This window comes from Streptomyces sp. NBC_00316, from assembly GCF_036158715.1.
Classification (GTDB): domain Bacteria; phylum Actinomycetota; class Actinomycetes; order Streptomycetales; family Streptomycetaceae; genus Streptomyces.
The window spans coordinates 5,137,538-5,155,931 of the sequence record NZ_CP108023.1 but is presented as its reverse complement, the minus strand read 5'-3'; the positions used below and the strand labels follow the sequence as shown (position 1 = coordinate 5,155,931).

Below are 18,394 nucleotides of genomic sequence, written 5' to 3'. Positions count from 1 at the left end.
CCCACCTTCGCCGTGCCGGAGATCGTGGGCTTCACGGTGACCACGATGTTCGCGGTGCCCAGTGCGTCACGGACGTCGAGGTGCAGGGTGTCCTTGGCGTCGCCGGTAGTGACCTGACGGCAGAGCAGCTCGCCGGGGGCGCCCAGTGCGCCGCCGGTGGACGGGCCGCCGACCTCGGTCGCCGGATTCGCCGTGCAGCCCCTTGCAGTCGCGGTGACGTCGCGGCGGCTCAGGGTGTATTCGGCGGTGCTGTCATGGCCGGTGACCAGCACGGTGTGGGCGACGCCGGGAGCCAGATCGCAGGTCGTCCAGGTGGAGAGGGACGGGTAGATCGAGCAGACCTGCTTGCCGTGGTCGTCCAGTACGGAGAACTCGGCGGTGGACGTGGTGTTGGGCGCTGCCTGGAACTGCAGGTTCTCCCGCGCGCTGTGGTCGTCGGCCGGGATGCTCAGACAGCGCGAGAAGACACCGCCGCCGGTCGAGAACCGGGCCGCGGGGCTCGTCGCGGTGAAGTCGCCCCCGAGCCACCGGCCCGGTGTTCGTCTCGCACCGCACCACACGGCCGATTCGAGGCCCAGGCGGACGGCTGCCGACGGCAGTCGGGGCTGCAGCCCCCCGAGGGCATCGGCAACTTCCTCCCGGGCACGGGCGTCGAGGTGCAGATCGTCCGCGAAGGCCTGCCGAGGTCACAGATACTGCGCGTAGTCGTCCAGCGTGCGCAGCACCTCCGCCTCACCGGCCGGGGGCAGCTGCAGGACGACCTCCTGGACGCCCAGCTCCGCGTAGTGCGCCAGCTTCCCCGCGCTCGGCAGGACGGCGTACGGCACCACCTGGAGCTGCTCCGGGTCGCGGCCCGCCGCCTCCCAGGCCGTGCGCAGCACGGGCACCGACTCCGTGAGGCCCCGGCCGCCGATCGGGAGCCAGCCGTCCGCGTACTCCGCGATGTGCGCGAACAGCCTGGGGCCGGCCGCGCCGCCGATCAGGGTGCGAGGGCCGGTCACCGGTCCGCGCGGCTTCTGGACCGGCTTCGGATAGGCGTGGCTGGCCCGTACCGAACCGAACTCGCCTTCGTGCTCGGTGGGTTCCTCCGTCCACAGGGCGCGCATGAGCGCCATCCGGTCGCGGCCCAGCTCCCGCCGCGTCGACCAGGTCACCCCGTGGTCCGCGGCCTCCTCGACGTTCCACCCGAAACCGAGGCCGAGCGTGTACCGGCCGCCCGAGAGATGGTCGAGCGTGGCGATCTGCTTCGCCAGGACGATCGGGTCGTGCTGGGCGATCAGTGTGATGCCGGTGCCGAGTGCGAGGCGCTCCGTCACCGCGGCGGCCTGACCGAGCGCCACGAACGGGTCGAGGGTACGGCCGTACTCGGGCGGGAGGTCGCCGCCCGCCGGGTACGGGGTGTCCCTGCTCACCGGGATGTGGGTGTGTTCCGGCAGATAGAGCCCGGCGAATCCGCGCTGTTCGAGTCCGCGCGCAAGCCGTACCGGCGTGATCGTCTCGTCGGTGAGGAAGATCGTGGTTGCGATCCGCATGCGAGGACACCTCCGTCGTCGTAAGGCGCCAACCTATGCGGTGCCGGTCAGGACCGCCCAGGGTCTCGCGCGTCGCGCTTCCTGCCGTGACTCGCCTTCCGTTTGCCGTCAGTTCATGGCCCCATAGGAGGGTTCGGGTCCGTCGCCCTCGTCACTCACGACACTCTGGGGAGCCACTCGTATGACCGGATCGCACACCCCGCAGAACAGCCCGCTCGGCAGGCGCGGCCTTCTCGTCGGGACCGCCGCCACCGCCCTAACGTTGTCCACCGTGAGCTTCGCGAGCGCCGCGCCCGGTGAGGACGGCGGCAAGGGCAGCGGTACGGGCCGGGCCGACCGGACGGAGACCGTCCGCGGCACCCTGCCGGCCGGGTCGCCCGATTTCGTCTATCTTCCGGTCGAAGTGCCGCACGGCGTACGGGAGATCGCCGTCTCGTACACGTACGAGAGGACGCCCGTCCCGCCCGGCACCCAGGGCAACGCCCTCGACATCGGCATCTTCGACGAGCGCGGCACGGAGCTGGGCGGGAGCGGCTTCCGCGGATGGTCCGGCGGGGCGCGTACCGGCTTCTTCATCCGGGCGGACGAGGCGACGCCCGGCTATGTCGCGGGTCCGGTGCGGGCCGGGATCTGGCACATCGCGCTGGGCCCGTACACCGTCGCCCCCGAAGGGCTTCCGTACGAGGTGACGATCACCCTGCGCTTCGGCGCGCCCGGCACCACCCCGGCGCCCGTGTACCCGCCGGAACGCGCGAAGGGGCGCGGCCGCGCCTGGTACCGCGGCGACTGCCATCTGCACTCCGTCCACTCGGACGGCAGGCGCACCCCCGCCGAGATCGCCACCGCCGCGCGCGCCGCCGGGCTCGACTTCATCAACAGCAGTGACCACAACACCCACACCGCGCACGGTGCGTGGCAGGGGCTGTGGGGCGACGACCTGCTCATCCTGACCGGCGAGGAGATCACCACCCGCAACGGCCATGTGGTCGCGCTCGCCACCGACCCCGGCACCTTCGTCGACTGGCGCTACCGGGCCCGCGACAACCGTTTCGGGCACTACGCCAAGGCTGTGCGCCGCGCGGGCGGGCTGGTCGTGCCGGCCCATCCGCACGCCACCTGCATCGGCTGCAACTGGAAGTTCGGCTTCGGCGAGGCGGACGCGGTGGAGGTGTGGAACGGGCCGTACACCCCGGACGACGAGGTCGCGCTCGCCGAGTGGGACAACTCCCTCGTCGCCGCCGTGCGCGCGTCGAGGCCCTGGATTCCGGCCATGGGCAACAGCGACGCGCACCGCGAGCCGGACCAGGTGGGCCTGCCGCAGACCGTCGTCCTCGCCGGGGAACTCTCGCGCGAGGCGATCGTGGCGGGCATCCGGGCCGGGCACTCGTACATCGCCGAATCGTCCGCCGTCACCCTCTCCTTCGGCGCCTCGGGTGGGCGGGGCGGGCACGCGGGGATCGGTGAGCGGTTGCGGGCGGCCGCGGACAGCCCGGTGACGGTACGGCTGGAGGTCGCCGGGGCGCCTGGCTGCACCGCTCATTTCGTCACGGACCAGGGCACGTTGTTCACGTCGGCGCTGCCGGAGTCGGGCGCGGGCACGGTGGAGTGGCGCACGACTCCCGCGTACGCCGCCTATGTCCGCGCCGAGGTCCGCCACCCGGCGGCCGTGCCGGGGCTGCCGGGGGCGCTCGCGGCCCTCACCAATCCGGTGTTCCTGGACATCGATCAGTCACGATGAACGACGGCCCGGCTCAGGAACGCGAGCCGGGCCCGCTTCTCCGGCTTCTCGATCTCCGGTCCCAGCTCGAACCCGGCCCGGACCATCCGGGCGATCGCCTTCGTGTTGCGGGCGTCGGGTTCGACGACGACCCGCAGATGGGCGGGGTCGCTGAAGACGTAGTCGACGAACACGGAGAGCAGCGCGCCGGTGTAGCCGGGTTCCGGTCCGGTGCCACCCGTGGGGCCGATCAGCAGGTGCACGCCGTGGTCGCCGGGCCGGACGTCGTAGCACTCGCCGACCGGGTCGGCCTCCGGCTCGTACGTCTGGAAAAGGGCGGCCGGTACACCGTCGCGGTGGGCGAGATAGGCGTGGTGCGTGGTGAGCGAGTCCAGGAACTCATAGGTTTCCAGGACTTGTTCACGGCTGTACCCACCCATGCCCCAGAAGCGGGCGCGGTCCTCGGTGACCCAGGAGTGGAGCAGGTCGATGTCGCGGGCCGGGTCGACGGGGACGAGGCGCACGGTGCCGAAACCGTCGACCTCCCGCTCGAACACGGCGGACTCGGCGCTCGTACCGGCACTCATGTCAGGTCTCTCCCCTTCTCGGTGCAGCAGATTCCAGTCCGTGACCACGGGGACGAGTTCGCCCCGCACCCACAGCGGGAGTTGATCGCGGTGATGGGCGGCCGTCGGCACCCCGGACGCCCCGAGCGGCACCACCCAGAGACTGTTCTCGCGCCGCGCCAGGTCCCACACGTACCGGGCGGCGGGGCCGCGCGCACTGTGGTCGGTGATGCCCGGGACGCTGGAGGTGGACAGGACGCAGTCGTGGTCGCCCGCCAGCCCGGGCCAGGTCTCGCCCGGGTCGGCGGGCAGCGCCTGCCAGGGGGCGAGCCGGTGCGACTCGCCCCAGGGGGCGGTCGGTCGCCCACCGGTGACCTGCTCCAGCGCCACGTGTTCGAGCGCCGCAGTGACGACGGCCAGCCGGTCCGCGTGCGACAGCGGCCCGCCCTTGCCCGTCAGCAGGCCCTCCAGCGCGTACGCAACCCTCGGCACCGTCGCCAGCCACGGCCGGAACAGCTCCGGATACGGGTCCCGGTGCACCGTCCTGCCCAGCGGGCCGAACGTCGGGTGCGCGGCCAGCCGGTGGACGACCTCGGCACGCAGCGCCGCGTACAGCGTGGCGTCCGTGCTGTCGGCGTCCATCCGCCGGTCCCAGCGCAGCAGTCGGTCACTCAGCCGCACGGCCTCCGGACCGGTCACCCCTGCCGCCTCCTCCAGCAGCCCCAACAGGGGCCGGGCGGAGGCGAGATGGGTGTCCATGTGGATGGCCGCCATGTCCTCGGCGGTCCAGTGGGCGGACTCGTCGAGCAGTTCCTGTATCCGGTCGGCGCGGTGCGGGGGCGCGAACTCGATGCCGAACGGGGCGGCGATCCCCCGCTGGTTGGCCATCACCGCCGTGCCGTGGACGTCTGCGCGTTCCATCGGTGCGTGGCGGCCCTGCCAGGCGTACGCGGGGTCCCAGGCGGGCACGGTGCGCAGCCGGTTCGCACGCGGGCGGACGGGCACGTGTCCGGCGACCCGGTGAAGCGTCGCCCCTGCCGTGTCCGCGGCCAGCACCACGTTGACGGGCTCCACCCAGCGGTCCAGGACCGCATCGAGGTCGGCGGTCGTGCGGGCACGGAGCAGGGCGGGCAGCACGTCGAAGCCGAGGTCGCCGGTGACGCGCGGCGGGTGGCGCAGACTGACGGCTTCCCCGCCGTCGCCCGGACCGCCGATGATCACCGGACCCCGGGCGGTCTCGACGATCTCGACCGGCACGGGGTCGGCGCCCGCCACGTCGATGGTCTCGGTGTGGGAGGCGGCCGGCTCCCAGCCGTCCGGACCGAGCGCCTCCACCCCGCCGGCCGGTGTGCGCCGCAGCCGTTCCCGGTAGAGGTCCTGGTAGTCGGCCATGGCATTGGTGATCGCCCAGGCGACGTGGCCGGTGTGGCCGAAGTGCGCGATGCCGGGAACACCGGGGACGGCCAGGCCCACCACGTCGAACTCGGGGCAGGCGAGCCGGATCTGCTGGTAGACGCCCGGGTCCTCGATGAACCGGTGCGGGTCACCCGCGATGATCGGGGACCCGGTGGCGGTGCGCTCGGAGGCGACGAGCCAGCCGTTGCTGCCGGAGGTGCCGGGGCCGTCGGTGGCGAACAGTTCGGTCGCGTCGTCGCCCAGCCTGCGGGCGACCTCCTCGCGCCAGAGCTTGGTGGGGAAGCCCGCGAACAGGATGTGGGTGGAGAGCCAGACGCCCAGCGGCGTCCAGGGCCGCCATGTACCCGGGGCGAGTCCGGCAGCGGCGAACTCAGGTGCCTGTGCGGCGCCTTCACGAAGCGCCGCGTTGATGCCGTCGACGTACGAGCTCACCCACGCGGCGGTCCCGGGTGACAGGCGCTCGAAGCAGCGACGGGCGGTGTCGTCCAGCCGGCTCCGGCGGGTGAACCGGTCCCACTCGACCGCCTCCGCACCGAGGAAGGCGGCCGTGCTGCCCTGCGCCCGGTGCCGTTCGACCTCGATCTGCCAGGCGCGGTCCAGGGCGGCGTTACGGCCCTGGGCGTGGGCGAGTTCGAGGGCGCCGGCCGCCCGTAGGTGGGGTATGCCCCAGTCGTCCCGGTAGACCTCGTTGCGCATGCCGTTCCCGCCCTCGCTCGACTCCCCAGCCCTCAAAAATTTAGGTTAGCCTAACCTAAAAGCGATCACGGATGGTTTTCCGGGGAAGGAGACAGCTGTGGGGCACGGCTGGGAGGGCGTCGTCCTCAAGCTGATGCGCGGGAGGGACTTCGAGTTCACCGTGACCGGGGCCGAACAGGTCACCGACGACTTCCGCCGGGTGCATCTGACCGATGGCGGGCTGCTCGCCGCGACCGGCGGTGCGCATCCCACGATGTGGGTCAGGATCTGGTTCGAGCAGGCGGGCAGGCCGCACCAGCGCGCCTACACCCTGGTCGACCCCGACCCGGCCGCCGGAACGTTCAGTCTCGAATTCGCCCTGCACGACGGGGCCGCGAGCGACTGGGCGCGCAAGGCGCAACCCGGCGACACGATCGAGGCGACGCTCCAGGGCACCGGCTTCGCCCTGCCCGCGCCACGGCCCGCCCGGCTCTTCGTGATCGGCGACCCGGCCTCCCTGCCCGCGATCAACTCCCTGCTGGACGCGGTCCCGCAGACCCCGGCGACGATCTGGTTCGAGACCGCGCACGCCTCCGACGAGGAACTGCCGTTCCGCCTGGACCCGGACCGTCACACCCTGCACCGGGTCCCGCGCCGCGACGCGGGGACCCACCTGGTCGACCAGGTGAAGTCCGCACTGCCCGCGCTGCTGGGCGACCCCTCGGAGGCATACGTCTGGATCGCGTGCGACACGGCGACGACGCGCTCGCTGGCCACGTACATACGCAAGGAACTGGCCGTTCCCAGGGAGCGGGTGAACGCGCTGGGGTACTGGCGCGCGACCGCCTGAGCGCGGCGCCCGTCCCACCCCCGGTGGCGTGGCTCAGCCCGGCCAGACGATCGCCTGCAGTTCGCTGTACGCGTGCAGCGCGTACGAACCCACGTCGCGTCCCACCCCGCTCCTCTTGAACCCGCCGAACGGGGCCTCCATGTTCCGCCCGATCGTGTTCACCCCGACCCCGCCGGCGCGCAGCTGCCGCGCCACCCGGAAGGCCCGCGCCACGTCCCCGGACCACACGTAGTCGATCAGCCCGTAGTCGCTGTCGTTGGCGAGTGCGATGCCCTCCTCCTCGTCGTCGAAGGGGACGACCACGACCACCGGGCCGAAGATCTCCTCGCGGACGACCCGCATGTCGTTGGTGCAGTCGGCGAGGAGCGTCGGCGCGACGTAGAAGCCGCGGCCGACGTGGGCGGGCCGTTCGCCGCCCGCGACGACCCGGACGCCCTCCTTCCGGCCGAGTTCGACGTACGACTCGATGCGGTCGCGATGGGCGGCGGAGATGACCGGACCGACGATCGTTCCCTGCGCCGCCGGGTCGCCGACCGTCAGACGGCCCGCGTATGCGGCGAGCTTCCCGATCAGCGCGTCGTGGCTGCCCCGCTGGACGAGGACGCGGGTCGGGGCCGTACAGATCTGTCCGCTGTAGAAGGAGAACGTCGTACCGATGCCCGCCACCGCCGCATCCAGGTCGGCGTCGTCGAGAACGACCGCGGCGCCCTTGCCGCCCAGCTCCATCAACTGCCGCTTCATTCCCCGCCCGCACACCTCGGCGATGCGCTGTCCGACGGCCGTGGAGCCGGTGAAGCTGACCATGTCGACGTCCGGTGAATCGACGGCCGCCTCGCCCGCCTCGGGGCCCGAACCCGTGACGACGTTGACGACGCCCGCCGGCACGCCCGCTTCCGCGAGGGCCCCGGCCATCCGGTAGACCGAGAGCGGGTCCTGCGGCGCGGGTTTCACGACGACCGTGTTGCCCATGGCGAGCGCGGGGGCGATCTTGCCGGCCGGGTTGGCCCACGGGTTGTTGTACGAGGTGATGCAGGTGACGACGCCGACCGGCTGGCGTACGGCGACCGCGCCGAACACCCCGGCCCCGCCCATCGGTCCGGCCTCGTTGATCTGCGGCGCGATCGCCTCCTCGACCGGCTCCAGGGCGCCCCGCGCATACCGCCGGAAGCGGGCCGCGCCGACCGCGACCTGCATGGACCGGGCCGTTCCGGTCGTCGCACCGCTCTCCGCCTGCGCGAGTGCCGCGTGCGCTGCGACGTCGCGCTGCATCAAAGCGGCGGCCCGGTCGAGGATCGCGGCCCGCTCCTCGGGGCGGGTGCGCGACCAGGCAGGGAAGGCCTCGCGGGCCGCGGCGGCCGCCGCGTACACCTGCGTGCGGCTCGCCTCGGGGGCGAGACCGACGACCTCCTCGGTGGCAGGGTTGATCACCTCGTAGTGGCCATGGGCGGGTTCGGTCCACTCACCGCCGATGAAGAGTCGCTGGGGTGCGGGGGTCATTGCGTGCTCACCGTCCGGGTGTCGCGGCCGGAGCGGAGCACCGTGCCGGGGACCGCACCGGTCACCTTGTCCTCGCGCAGCGTCTCGACGCCGTTGACGCGGACCGACACGATGCCGATGGCCTTGGAGTCCAGCCGCGGGCTGTCGCCGGGCAGGTCGTGTACGAGGGTGGCGGGCCCGGCGTCGATCCGCTCGGGGTCGAAGAGGACGAGGTCGGCGTGGAAGCCTTCCTGGATGCGGCCCCGGTCACGCAGCCCGAAGAGCCGGGCGGGGTCGTCGGTGAGCATCCTGACGGCATGTTCGAGGGGGACGAGTCGGCGGCCGCGCAGGCAGTCGCCGAGGAAGCGGGTGGTGTACGGGGCGCCGCACATCCGGTCCAGATGGGCGCCCGCGTCGGAGCCGCCGAGCATGACGTCCTCGTGCTGCCAGGTCTGCTGCCGCAGCGCCCAGGAGTCCGGGTCGTTGTCGGTGGGCATGGGCCACAGCACCGTACGGAGCTCGTCGGCGGCGCAGATCTCGACGAGGCAGTGGAACGGGTCCTGTCCGCGCTCGGCGGCGATGTCGCGCACGACGCGCCCGCCGAGGCCCTCGTTCGCCGCGCTGTACGTGTCGCCGATGACGTACCGGCCGAAGTCGGCGAGGCGTCGGAAGACACCCGCCTCCTTGCTCCCGGCACGGCGGAGCATCTCGGTGCGGGTAGCGGCGTCGCGGAGCCGCTCGATCCGTTCGGGGACGGGCAGGGAGAGGATCTCGCCCCAGCCGGGGATGAGGTTGAGCGCGCAGAAGGTGCCGAGCGACATGTTCATGGGGGTGAGGATCGGCATGGTGAGGGCGACGATCCGGCCGCCCGCCCGACGGGCGCGTTCGCTGGGTATCAGCTGGCGCGGTACGCGGTCGGGGACGGCGGCGTCGACGGTGAGGACGTTCCAGTTGAGGGGGCGGCCGGCGGCGGCGGACATGTCGACGAGAAGGTCGATCTCCTCGTCGGAGAACCGGTCGAGGCAGCCCGCGACGATGGCTTCGAGCTGGGTGCCTTCGTGCTCGCCGACGGCCCGGGAGAGGGCGAGGAGCTCCTCGGGGAGCGCGTGCCGGGATGCGACGGGCTTCCCGTCACCGTCGGAGTGGGTGGACGACTGGGTGGTGGACAGCCCCCACGCCCCCGCGTCCATGGCGCCGTGGAGGAGCCGCAGCATCGCGTCGAGCTGGGCGGGCGTGGGCTGTCCGCCGACCGCCTCGGCGCCCATGACGTGGCGGCGCAGGGCGCAGTGGCCGACCATGAACCCGGCGTTGACGGCGATCCGTCCCTCGAGGGCGTCGAGGTACTCGCCGAAGGTCGACCAGGACCAGTCGACGCCTTCCTCCAGGGCCGCGAGGGCCATGCCTTCGACCTTGGACATCATGCGGCGGGTGTAGTCGGCGTCGTCGGGCCGGCCGGGGTGGAGCGGTGCGAGGGTGAAACCGCAATTGCCGCCGGCGACGGTGGTGACGCCGTGGTTCATGGAGGGGGTGGCGTACGGGTCCCAGAAGAGCTGGGCGTCGTAGTGCGTGTGGGGATCCACGAAGCCGGGGGCGAGCACGAGCCCGGCGGCGTCCTCCGAGGTCACGGCCTCCTCGGTGAGGGTGCCCGGCTCGGCGACGACGGCGATGCGGCCGTCGCGGATGCCGAGGTCGGCGGGGTACGAGGGAGCGCCGGTGCCGTCCACGACGGTCGCTCCGCGAATGAGGTGGTCGAGCATGTCGGGTTCCCTTCTGTCCTGTACGGGATGCGGCCGGGGTGCGTACGACCGCGGTACGCACCCCGGCTCGCGGAGCGGCGGCCCGGGAAGACGCCGCTCCGGCTCGAGCCCCTCCGGCGATCGAGGAGCGGGGATCCGGGGGCAGCCCCCCGCCTACGACGCCGCGCGGAACCGCGAGGTCCGGTGCACCGGATCCGTGTCGATCTCCGGAATCACGTGCTCACCGATCAGCCGGATGGAGTTCAGCGTGTCCTCACGGCTGATCCCGATCGGCAGCCCGAAGCTCAGCTGGTCCGCACCCGCCTGCTCCCATCGCCGGCACTGCCGCAGCACCTCGTCCGGGTCACCGCAGATCATCAGCTCCTCGGCGATCAGCAGCTCGATGATCTCCTCGCTGTACTCCGGCAGCAGCTCCGGCCACTCGGGAATGCCCTCGGGCCTCGGGAACGTGTCGTGGTAGCGGAACAGCAGCGACTGCAGGTAGTTCAGCCCGCCGTCCACCGCGATCTCGACGGCCTTCGCATGCGTCTCGGCGCATATGGCCGTCGACGTCACCATGACGTTGTCGTTGACGAAGCCGCCGACCGGCTCCGCGTCCTTGACGGCCGTCTTGTACGAGTCGACGACCCACTCCATGTCGGAGACCTTCTGCACGCTGAACCCCAGCACGCCGAGTCCCTTCCTGGCGGCCATGGCGTAGGAGGACGGCGACCCGGCCGCGTACCACATCGCCGGGTGCGACTTCCCGTACGGCTTCGGCAGGATCTTGCGGGGCGGCAGCGACCAGTGCTTGCCCTGGAAGCCGACGTACTCGTCCTGGAGCCACATCTTGGGGAACTCGGCGATGGTCTCCTCCCAGAGCTCCTTGGTGTGGTTCATGTCGGTGATGCCCGGCATGAACCCGAGAATCTCGTGGCTGCCGGCCCCGCGCCCGGTGCCGAACTCGAACCGTCCTTCCGACAGATGGTCGAGCATGGCGACCTTCTCGGCCACCTTCACCGGATGGTTCACGGGGGCGAGGGGATTGAAGATGCCGGACCCCAGGTGGATCCGCTCCGTGGCGTGCGCGAGGTAGCCCAGGTACACGTCGTTGGCGGAGAGATGCGAGTACTCCTCCAGGAAGTGGTGCTCGGAGGCCCAGGCGTACTTGAAGCCGGACTTGTCCGCCTCGATGACGTACTCGGTCTCCTCGATCAGCGCCTTGTGCTCCGCCTCGGGGTCGACCGCAGCGCGCGCGGCGGGTACGTACCCCTGTACAAACAGCCCGAATTCCAAGGAGGTTCACCGTCCTCAATCATTTCTGACACATCGTCAGATCGTGATGCGACCGACTGTTCCACCGACGGTCCGACCCGTCAATAGCTGACGCCCCGTCAGGCGATCCGGCACTCAGAACAGGCTGACACCCGCCAGCCACCCGCCGTCGATGACGAATGGCTGCCCGGTGATGTACGAGGAGTCCTCCGAGGTCAGGAAGAGCGCCAGGGCCGCCACCTCCTCCGGCCGGCCGATCCGCCCGAGCGGTACGAGCTTCCTGTAGAGCCCGGCCACGGCCTCCCTCGACTCCTCCGGGTCCGCCGCCGGATCCAGCGTGGCCGGGTTGGTCATCGCGGTGTCCACGGCCCCCGGGCACACGGCATTGACCCGTATCCCCTTTCCCGCGAGCTCGACCGCGGCGACCCTGGTGAGCCCCAGCACGGCATGCTTCGTCGCCGCGTAGGCCCCCACGAAGGCCATCCCCGTGAGCCCGGTGTACGACGCGGTGTTGACGATGGTCCCGCCACCGGCGGCCTCGATCTCGGGAGCGACGTTCTTGATGCCCAGGAAGGCGCCGACCTGGTTGACCTGCACGACCTGCTGGAACTCGTCCAGAGGCGTGGACACCAGCTCGTTGAACCGAAGGATCCCGGCGTTGTTGACCAGCCCGTCGATCTTCCCGAAGGCCTCCTTGGCGACGGCCACCGCGCCCTGCCACTCCTCCTCCTGGCCCACATCGAGATGCACGAACCGGGCGACCCCCTCCCCCAGCTCCTTCGCCAGGGCCTCCCCCTGGTCGTCGAGCACATCGGCGATCACCACCTGCGCGCCCTCCGCGGCGAAGAGCCGTGCCTCCTGCTCGCCCTGCCCGCGCGCCGCACCACTGATCAGCACGGTGCGCCCGTCCAGCTTGCCCATGTCCCTACTCCCTCACTGCTGTTCGAGATGTGGAGCGACATCGGCGGCGAACGCCGCCATCTGATCGGTCAGCTCGCTACGGCTCCGGCTGCGGAACCGCACCTGGATCTGGTGCACACCCATCGCCCCGTACGCGCGCAGCGACTCGGCGAGGGACTCCGCCTTCCCGCTGAGCGTGCGCCGCCCCACGGCCCAGCCGGGCTCCCCGACGTACAGCGGCTCGGTGATGGCACCGACGACCAACGGCTCCTCGATACCGGCCCCCTCCCGCAACGCCCGCACCGTGGCGATCTGCTGCGGCAGCCGGCCCCTGGGATCCCCCTGCGGCAGCCAGCCGTCCCCGCGCAGCGCGGCCCGTCGCACGGCGGCGGGCGAGGAACCGCCCACCCAGACGGGCACCCGCTCCTGCGCGGGCCGCGGCCGCTGCCCCAGCCCGCTGAACGAGAACCGTTCCCCGGCGAACTCCGGGTACTCCTCCGGCCCGAGCGCGGCCTTCAGCGCGTCGATGGTCTCGTCGAGCACGCCGCCGCGCCCGTCGAAGTCCGCCCCGAGCACCTCGAACTCCTCCCGCACGTGCCCGGCCCCGACCCCGAGGATCAGCCGGCCGCCGGACAGGTGGTCGAGGGTGGCGTACTGCTTGGCGGTGGCGAGCGGATGGCGCAGCCCGACGACGGCGACATGACTCATCAGCAGGACGCGTTCGGTGATCCCCGCGAGAAAGGCGAGGGTGGCCACGGGGTCGTACCAGACGGTGCTCATGACATCGGCGAGCCGCCGCGGTATCGCGACATGGTCGCAGCTCGCGAGATAGGCGAAGCCGGTGCGGTCGGCGGTCCGCGCGATCTCGGCGAGGTCACCGGGACCGGCCGCGGCCTCCCAGGCTTCCGTGTAGATGGTGCTCTGCGACTGGACCGGGAGCTGCATCCCGTACGACAGCCGCCCGGTGGGCAGTATCGGCACCGGGTCGCCTCCCTTCCTCCGTGTCCGCCCCGATCAGATCTGACGCTCCGTCATTTTTTAAGGCGGGTGCCATCGTCGTACCTGACGATGCATCAGACAAGAGGGTGGGGAGAACGGCGGATCCATCGCCCCGGGCGGGCGCCGGACAGCCGCGGACGGCGGCCGGCTCCACGACCGCATGGGTGCCGGAGGCACTCGGTACGGTCGTCCGCATCACTCGACGTCACTCGATCCGGACCGGGGAGCAGCCATGTCGACCAGGTGGACCGTGACGCTCGACTGTGCACACCCGGCCGGACTGGCGGAGTTCTGGGCCCTCGCCCTCGGTTACGTGCCGAAGCCTCCGCCCGCCGGTTCGGGAGCTGGGAGGAGTGGTTCGCCCACCACGGCATCCCGGAGGAGGACTGGGACGACGGTGCGTACCTGTGCGATCCGGACGGGGTGGGGCCGACGCTGTCCTTCCTGAAGGTGCCGGAGCCGAAGGTGGCGAAGAACCGCGTGCACCTGGACGTACAGGCCGGCGGCGGCCGCGCGACGACGTGGGAGGTGCGGTGGCCGCGCGTGACCGAGGCGGTCGCACGCCTGACCGCCGCCGGCGCGACCGCGGTGCGCGAGCACGAGGTGGACGGCCGCCCCGACCACGTGGAGATGGCCGACCCGGAGGGCAACGAGTTCTGCGTGCTCCGACTCCGGCTCCGTCACACCGCGGGTGAACCGCCGGGCAGTGTCTGCGCGAGCCCGCACAGGACGAGGCCGGCTTTCGGCGCGCACCAACTCCTGGGCACGCAGAGCGCCTTGCGCCTGCCCCACGGCCGAGGGATGGTCCCGCCCGCCGGCCCTCACGGGATACGGGCGGGACCGCCCGGCGGATCCGCGTCAGCAGTCCGGAATGACCGTGCCGTTGTTGTCGCGGGCCTCGTCATTGCCCCAGCGGGAGAGGTAGTAGGCCGAGACATACGCGCCGTAGCCGTTCTTGCCTGTGTACACCGTGTCCAGGTCGGTCCTCAGCCACCAGTGGTTGTAGGCACTGCCCGAACCGACCTGGGCGCCCCAGACCTTGCAGTACACGTAGTTCGTGCCCGCGTTCAGTACGCCCTGGGCATCGGCGGTGCTGGGCGCGGCGTAGCCCGTCGCGTCGGCGAAGGTGTCCACCCAGTACTTGGTGCTGCCACTACCGCACCCGTTGTCGCTGGTCAGGTACTTGCTGTAGTACGACCCCGGGTACGGGGCCAGCGACTGACCATTGATCGCGATGGTCTGGCCGACCCCGTTGTACAGCTGCTCGTAGTGGATGTGGGCGCCGGAACTGTTGCCGGTCGAGCCCGTCACGCCGATCTGCCGGCCCTGGGAGACCGAGGCGCCGTCGGCGACGGAGTACGAGGAGAGGTGGAAGTAGTAGGTCTGCCAGCCGCCACCGTGGTCGATCACGATGTAGTTGCCCGCGCCGCTGGGCTGGGAGTAGCGGTGTGCGGTCCCGCCGGACGAGGCGAGGACCGGGGTCCCGGTGGTCGTCCCGCCGTCCGTGCGGACGAAGTCGAGCGCCGATCTGACCTCCGCCGAATGGTGGCTGTAGGTCCAGGTCTGGCCGCAGGGGAACGGCGCCTTGAAATTCGGCGCGGCAGCGGCGGGGGTTGCGGTGAGAAGTCCTGCGAGCAGAGCCACGAGGGCCAGTAAGGCGATACGTAGGGAGCGCATGCGTCCTCCGAGTCGGATCCGGGCGTGGAGTGCGGTGCGGGGCATCAATCCGGGTTGAACGGACTCAAGAGTGCCGGAGTTTCGCCGTCCCCAGTAGACCCGGTGGACCCCGTGAGGGCCGGGACGGACCCGGGGCGGACCCGGGTAGGCCCGCCCTGCGCGGTCGCGCCCGGGTCCGGGTCCCTACCTCCGGTACAGCGCCTCGATCTCCGCCGCGAAGTCCCGCGCGATCGCGTCCCGCTTCAGCTTCAGCGACGGCGTCAGATGTCCGCCCTCCTCCGTGAAGTCCACCGGCAGGACGGCGAACGCGCGGATCGACTCGGCGCGCGAGACCAGGCGGTTGGCCTCGTCGACCGCGCGCCGGAGCGCACCGCGCAGCTCCTCGTCCACCACCAGGTCCCTGATCGGCACGTCCTGCTTCTTGCGCATCTGCCGCCAGTGCAGCAGCCCGTCCGGCTCCAGCGTGATCAGGGCGGTGACGAACGGGCGGTTGTCGCCGACCACCATGCACTGGCTGACCAGCGGGTGCGCGCGCAGCCAGTCCTCCAGCGGGGCCGGGGCGACGTTCTTGCCGCCCGACGTGATGATGATGTCCTTCTTGCGGCCGGTGATGGTGAGGTAGCCGTCCTCGTCGAGGGCGCCCAGGTCGCCGGTGGCGAACCAGCCGCCGTCCAGTGCCGGGACCGGTGTGCCGCGTTCGGTGTCCCAGTAGCCGCTGAACACCTGGCCACCGCTGAGCAGCACCTCGCCGTCGTCCGCGATCCGTACGGCGGTGCCCGGCAGCGGCCAGCCGACCGTACCGAGGCGTGGCTTGAGCGGTGGGGTGACGGTGGCGGCGGCCGTGGTCTCCGTCAGCCCGTACCCCTCGAAGATCTCGATGCCCGCGCCCGCGTAGAAGGCGGCGAGCCGGCGGCCCAGCGGGGAACCACCGCAGATCGCGTACCGGACGTGTCCGCCGAGGGCCGACCGGATTCGGCGGTAGACCAGCGGGTCGTACAGGGCCCTGGCGGCGCGCAGGCCCCAGCCCGGGCCTGGGCCGGTGCCGTGTTCGGCGGCCTCGACGGCCTGCCCGTACCGCTGGGCGATCCTCGCGGCGCGGTCGAACGACGAGGCCCGCCCCATCTTCTCGGCGGTGGCCCGGCCGGTGTTGTAGACCTTCTCCAGCACGTACGGGATGGCCAGCAGGAACGTCGGCCCGAAGCCCGCCAGGTCGGCGAGCAGGTCCTCGGTCCTGATGGACGGGGCGTGGCCGAGCCGCACCCGGGCGCGCAGACAGCCGACCGCGACCATCCGGCCGAAGACGTGCGACAGCGGCAGGAAGAGAAGGGTCGAGGCCGGCTCCTTGCTCACCGATTTGAAGACGGGGTGGAGGAGTTCGACGGCGTTGTCGACCTCGGCGAAGAAGTTGCCGTGGGTCAGGACGCAGCCCTTGGGGCGCCCGGTGGTGCCCGAGGTGTAGATGAGGGTGGCGGTCGTCTCCGGCCCCAGGGTGGCCCGGCGGGCGGCGACGGCGGCGTCGGGCACGTCCTTGCCGAGCGCCTTCAGCCGGCCGAGCGCACCGGTGTCGAACTGCCACAGGTGGGTGAGGTCACCGAGCTGCTTGCGTTCCTGGCTGATCAGCCGGCCCTCCTCCGACGTCTCGACGGCGCACGCGACGGCCCCCGAGTCCTGGAGTATCCAGCGGGCCTGGAAGGCGGAGGACGTGGGGTAGATGGGGACGGTGACGAGTCCGGCGGCCCAGCCGGCGAAGTCGAGCAGCGTCCATTCGTACGTCGTACGGGACATGATCGCGATCCGGTCACCGGTCTGCAGGCCCTCCGCGATCAGCCCCTTGGCGACCGCCAGCACCTCAAGGGCGAACTCTTCGGCCGTCACGTCCTGCCAGCTGCCGTCCGGCTGCTTGCGGCTGAGGACGGCTTCGGCCGGGGCCTCGCGGGCGTTGTCGAACGGGATCTCGGCGAGCGATCCGCGCCGGACGGGCGGCGCGAGCAGCGGCACCGAGACCTGCTGCACGGAACCGTCGGCCGCCCGGACCTTCGTCGGCTCGACCAGAGCGGGTACGGCGGGCGTCGCGGCGGGTGCGGCGGCAGAGGCTGGCGTGGACACGAGCGGCTCCTCAACGTGGGTCGGGCAGTACGCAGGGTCCGTCCGGCGGCCGTTCTTCCTCGATGGCCGGACCGTCGGGAGAACGTCCTCGCTGCGGGATGTCCTCGATGGCCGAACGGACGTGGATATCAGGGGCGTTCGAGGATCGCGGTGACCCCCTGGCCGCCTGCGGCGCAGATCGAGATCAGCCCACGGCCCGGAGCCTCCCGCTCCGCGAGCAGTCCGGCCAGGGTGGCGACGATCCGCGCCCCGGTCGCGGCGAACGGATGCCCGGTCGCGAGGGACGATCCGGCCACGTTCAGCTTCGCGCGGTCGACCGGGGCGAGCCCCTGCTTTTCCCACGCGGCCAGTGTGGCGAGGACCTGGGAGGCGAAGGCCTCGTGGATCTCGAAGAGGTCGAAGTCCTCGATACCCAGCCCGGCGCGCTCCAGCATCCGCGGTACGGCGTACGCGGGGGCCATCAGCAGCCCGTCCTCGCCGCCCACGTGGTCGACGGCGGCGGTCTCGTACAGCGAGAGGTACGCGAGCGGCTCCAGGCCGTGCGCCTCGGCCCACTCGTCGCTCGCCAGCAGCACGGCGGCGGCGCCGTCGGTGAGCGGGGTCGAGTTGCCTGCGGTCATCGTCGCGTCGGGGTGGCCGGCGCCGAACACCGGCTGGAGCGTGGCGAGTTTCTCCACCGTGGAGCCGGGGCGGAGGTTCTGGTCGCGGGCCAGGCCGAGGTGGGGGACGACGAGGTCGTGCAGGAAGCCCCGTTCGTACGCGGCGGCGAGACGCCGGTGGCTGGTGGCGGCCAGCAGGTCCTGCTCGGCGCGGCCGATGTCCCAGCGGCGGGCGGTGATCGCCGCATGTTCGCCCATCGAGAGCCCGGTGCGGGGCTCGGCGTTGCGCGGGATGTCCGGGACGAGATGCCGGGGCCGTATCCCTGCCAGTGCCCTGATCCGTCCGCCGGCCGTTTTTGCCCGCCGGGCCGCCAGCAGCAGCCTGCGCAGCTGGTCGTTGACGCCGAGGGGCGCGTCGCTCGCGGTGTCCGTGCCGCCCGCGATCGCGGAGTCGACCGCGCCGAGCATGATCTTGTTCGCGGCGGCGATGACGGCCTGGAGACCGGTGCCGCAGGCCTGCTGGATGTCGTACGCGGGGGTGCGCGGGTCGAGCGCCGAGCCGAGGACGGTCTCGCGGGCCAGGTTGAAGTCGCGGCTGTGCTTGAGGACGGCGCCTGCGACGAACTCGCCGACCTGCTGCCCCTGGAGCCCGAACCGCTCGACCAGACCGTTCAGTGCGGCGGTGAGCATCTCCTGGTTGGAGGAGTGCGCGTACGGGCCGTCGGAGCGCGCGAACGGGATACGACTGCCGCCGATCACCGCGACCCGGCGTGGCTGCGGGAGAGCGAGAGGGATCATCTCGACCAGCTCATCTCGACCTGCTCCTGACTCTTAAGTAACCTTACTCCACAGTAAATCTATGACCGAGCA

General features: G+C 71.6%; 12 protein-coding genes and 2 pseudogenes. 3 read left to right on the top strand and 11 right to left on the bottom strand.

The features are described from left to right. Positions 1-41: 41 nt before the first annotated feature. Both OG878_RS22980 and OG878_RS22975 read right to left on the bottom strand, forming a co-directional pair. Positions 42-518, bottom strand: a pseudogene (locus OG878_RS22980) (hypothetical protein); the annotation flags it as partial. Positions 519-686: 168 nt separating this feature from the next. Further along, positions 687-1,532, bottom strand: coding sequence for an LLM class F420-dependent oxidoreductase (locus OG878_RS22975; protein ID WP_328888522.1), 846 nt, complete (start codon positions 1,530-1,532; stop codon positions 687-689). A 181-nt stretch (positions 1,533-1,713) separates the two neighbouring features. Between OG878_RS22975 and OG878_RS22970 the strand changes: the two genes are divergently transcribed. After that, the gene (locus OG878_RS22970; RefSeq protein ID WP_328888521.1) at positions 1,714-3,270 is read left to right on the top strand and encodes a CehA/McbA family metallohydrolase; all 1,557 of its coding nucleotides are present in this window, start codon (positions 1,714-1,716) and stop codon (positions 3,268-3,270) included. Here the strand turns inward: OG878_RS22970 and OG878_RS22965 are convergent. Continuing rightward, positions 3,258-5,927: a GNAT family N-acetyltransferase gene (locus tag OG878_RS22965; RefSeq protein ID WP_328891338.1), complete on the bottom strand. Its 2,670-nt coding sequence runs from the start codon at positions 5,925-5,927 to the stop codon at positions 3,258-3,260. The two genes, OG878_RS22970 and OG878_RS22965, sit on opposite strands and share 13 nt — an antisense overlap. A 97-nt stretch (positions 5,928-6,024) precedes the next feature. Here OG878_RS22965 and OG878_RS22960 point away from each other — a divergent pair, with 97 nt between their 5' ends. Then, the gene (locus OG878_RS22960) at positions 6,025-6,756 is read left to right on the top strand and encodes a siderophore-interacting protein (protein WP_328888520.1); all 732 of its coding nucleotides are present in this window, start codon (positions 6,025-6,027) and stop codon (positions 6,754-6,756) included. Between the two features lie 33 nt (positions 6,757-6,789). Here OG878_RS22960 and OG878_RS22955 read toward each other — a convergent pair whose 3' ends face one another. From OG878_RS22955 to OG878_RS22935, 5 genes are all read right to left on the bottom strand, one after another. After that, entirely contained in the window at positions 6,790-8,253 is a 1,464-nt protein-coding gene (locus tag OG878_RS22955) for an aldehyde dehydrogenase family protein (protein ID WP_328888519.1), read from the bottom strand. Continuing rightward, positions 8,250-9,989: an N-acyl-D-amino-acid deacylase family protein gene (locus OG878_RS22950; RefSeq protein WP_328888518.1), complete on the bottom strand. Its 1,740-nt coding sequence runs from the start codon at positions 9,987-9,989 to the stop codon at positions 8,250-8,252. Before OG878_RS22950 ends, OG878_RS22955 begins: the two co-directional genes overlap by 4 nt. A gap of 153 nt (positions 9,990-10,142) precedes the next feature. After that, the gene (locus tag OG878_RS22945) at positions 10,143-11,264 is read right to left on the bottom strand and encodes an LLM class flavin-dependent oxidoreductase (protein WP_328888517.1); all 1,122 of its coding nucleotides are present in this window, start codon (positions 11,262-11,264) and stop codon (positions 10,143-10,145) included. A 114-nt stretch (positions 11,265-11,378) separates the two neighbouring features. Next, a complete protein-coding gene (locus OG878_RS22940; protein WP_328888516.1) occupies positions 11,379-12,164 on the bottom strand; it encodes an SDR family NAD(P)-dependent oxidoreductase in 786 nt (261 codons plus the stop codon). A 12-nt stretch (positions 12,165-12,176) separates the two neighbouring features. After that, complete coding sequence (locus OG878_RS22935) at positions 12,177-13,124, bottom strand: TIGR03619 family F420-dependent LLM class oxidoreductase (RefSeq protein WP_328888515.1); 948 nt, start codon at positions 13,122-13,124, stop codon at positions 12,177-12,179. 250 nt (positions 13,125-13,374) lie between these two features. Here OG878_RS22935 and OG878_RS22930 point away from each other — a divergent pair. After that, a pseudogene (locus tag OG878_RS22930) lies at positions 13,375-13,808 on the top strand (VOC family protein); the annotation flags it as partial. A gap of 192 nt (positions 13,809-14,000) precedes the next feature. Here OG878_RS22930 and OG878_RS22925 read toward each other — a convergent pair. The 3 genes from OG878_RS22925 to OG878_RS22915 form a co-directional block, all read right to left on the bottom strand. Continuing rightward, complete coding sequence (locus tag OG878_RS22925; protein ID WP_328888514.1) at positions 14,001-14,819, bottom strand: M23 family metallopeptidase; 819 nt, start codon at positions 14,817-14,819, stop codon at positions 14,001-14,003. A 183-nt stretch (positions 14,820-15,002) separates the two neighbouring features. After that, the gene (locus OG878_RS22920; RefSeq protein ID WP_328888513.1) at positions 15,003-16,925 is read right to left on the bottom strand and encodes an AMP-dependent synthetase/ligase; all 1,923 of its coding nucleotides are present in this window, start codon (positions 16,923-16,925) and stop codon (positions 15,003-15,005) included. Positions 16,926-17,053: 128 nt separating this feature from the next. After that, positions 17,054-18,322, bottom strand: coding sequence for an acetyl-CoA C-acetyltransferase (locus OG878_RS22915; RefSeq protein ID WP_328888512.1), 1,269 nt, complete (start codon positions 18,320-18,322; stop codon positions 17,054-17,056). Between the last annotated feature and the right edge of the window lie 72 nt (positions 18,323-18,394).

Bases quoted from the DNA above. Each gene is read 5' to 3' on its own strand.
- OG878_RS22975 (WP_328888522.1), bottom strand. From the start codon at position 1,532: ATGCGGATCGCAACCACGATCTTCCTCACCGACGAGACGATCACGCCG.
- OG878_RS22955 (WP_328888519.1), bottom strand. From the start codon at position 8,253: ATGACCCCCGCACCCCAGCGACTCTTCATCGGCGGTGAGTGGACCGAA.
- OG878_RS22915 (WP_328888512.1), bottom strand. From the start codon at position 18,322: ATGATCCCTCTCGCTCTCCCGCAGCCACGCCGGGTCGCGGTGATCGGC.
- OG878_RS22970 (WP_328888521.1), top strand. From the start codon at position 1,714: ATGACCGGATCGCACACCCCGCAGAACAGCCCGCTCGGCAGGCGCGGC.
- OG878_RS22950 (WP_328888518.1), bottom strand. From the start codon at position 9,989: ATGCTCGACCACCTCATTCGCGGAGCGACCGTCGTGGACGGCACCGGC.
- OG878_RS22965 (WP_328891338.1), bottom strand. From the start codon at position 5,927: ATGCGCAACGAGGTCTACCGGGACGACTGGGGCATACCCCACCTACGG.
- OG878_RS22940 (WP_328888516.1), bottom strand. From the start codon at position 12,164: ATGGGCAAGCTGGACGGGCGCACCGTGCTGATCAGTGGTGCGGCGCGC.
- OG878_RS22925 (WP_328888514.1), bottom strand. From the start codon at position 14,819: ATGCGCTCCCTACGTATCGCCTTACTGGCCCTCGTGGCTCTGCTCGCA.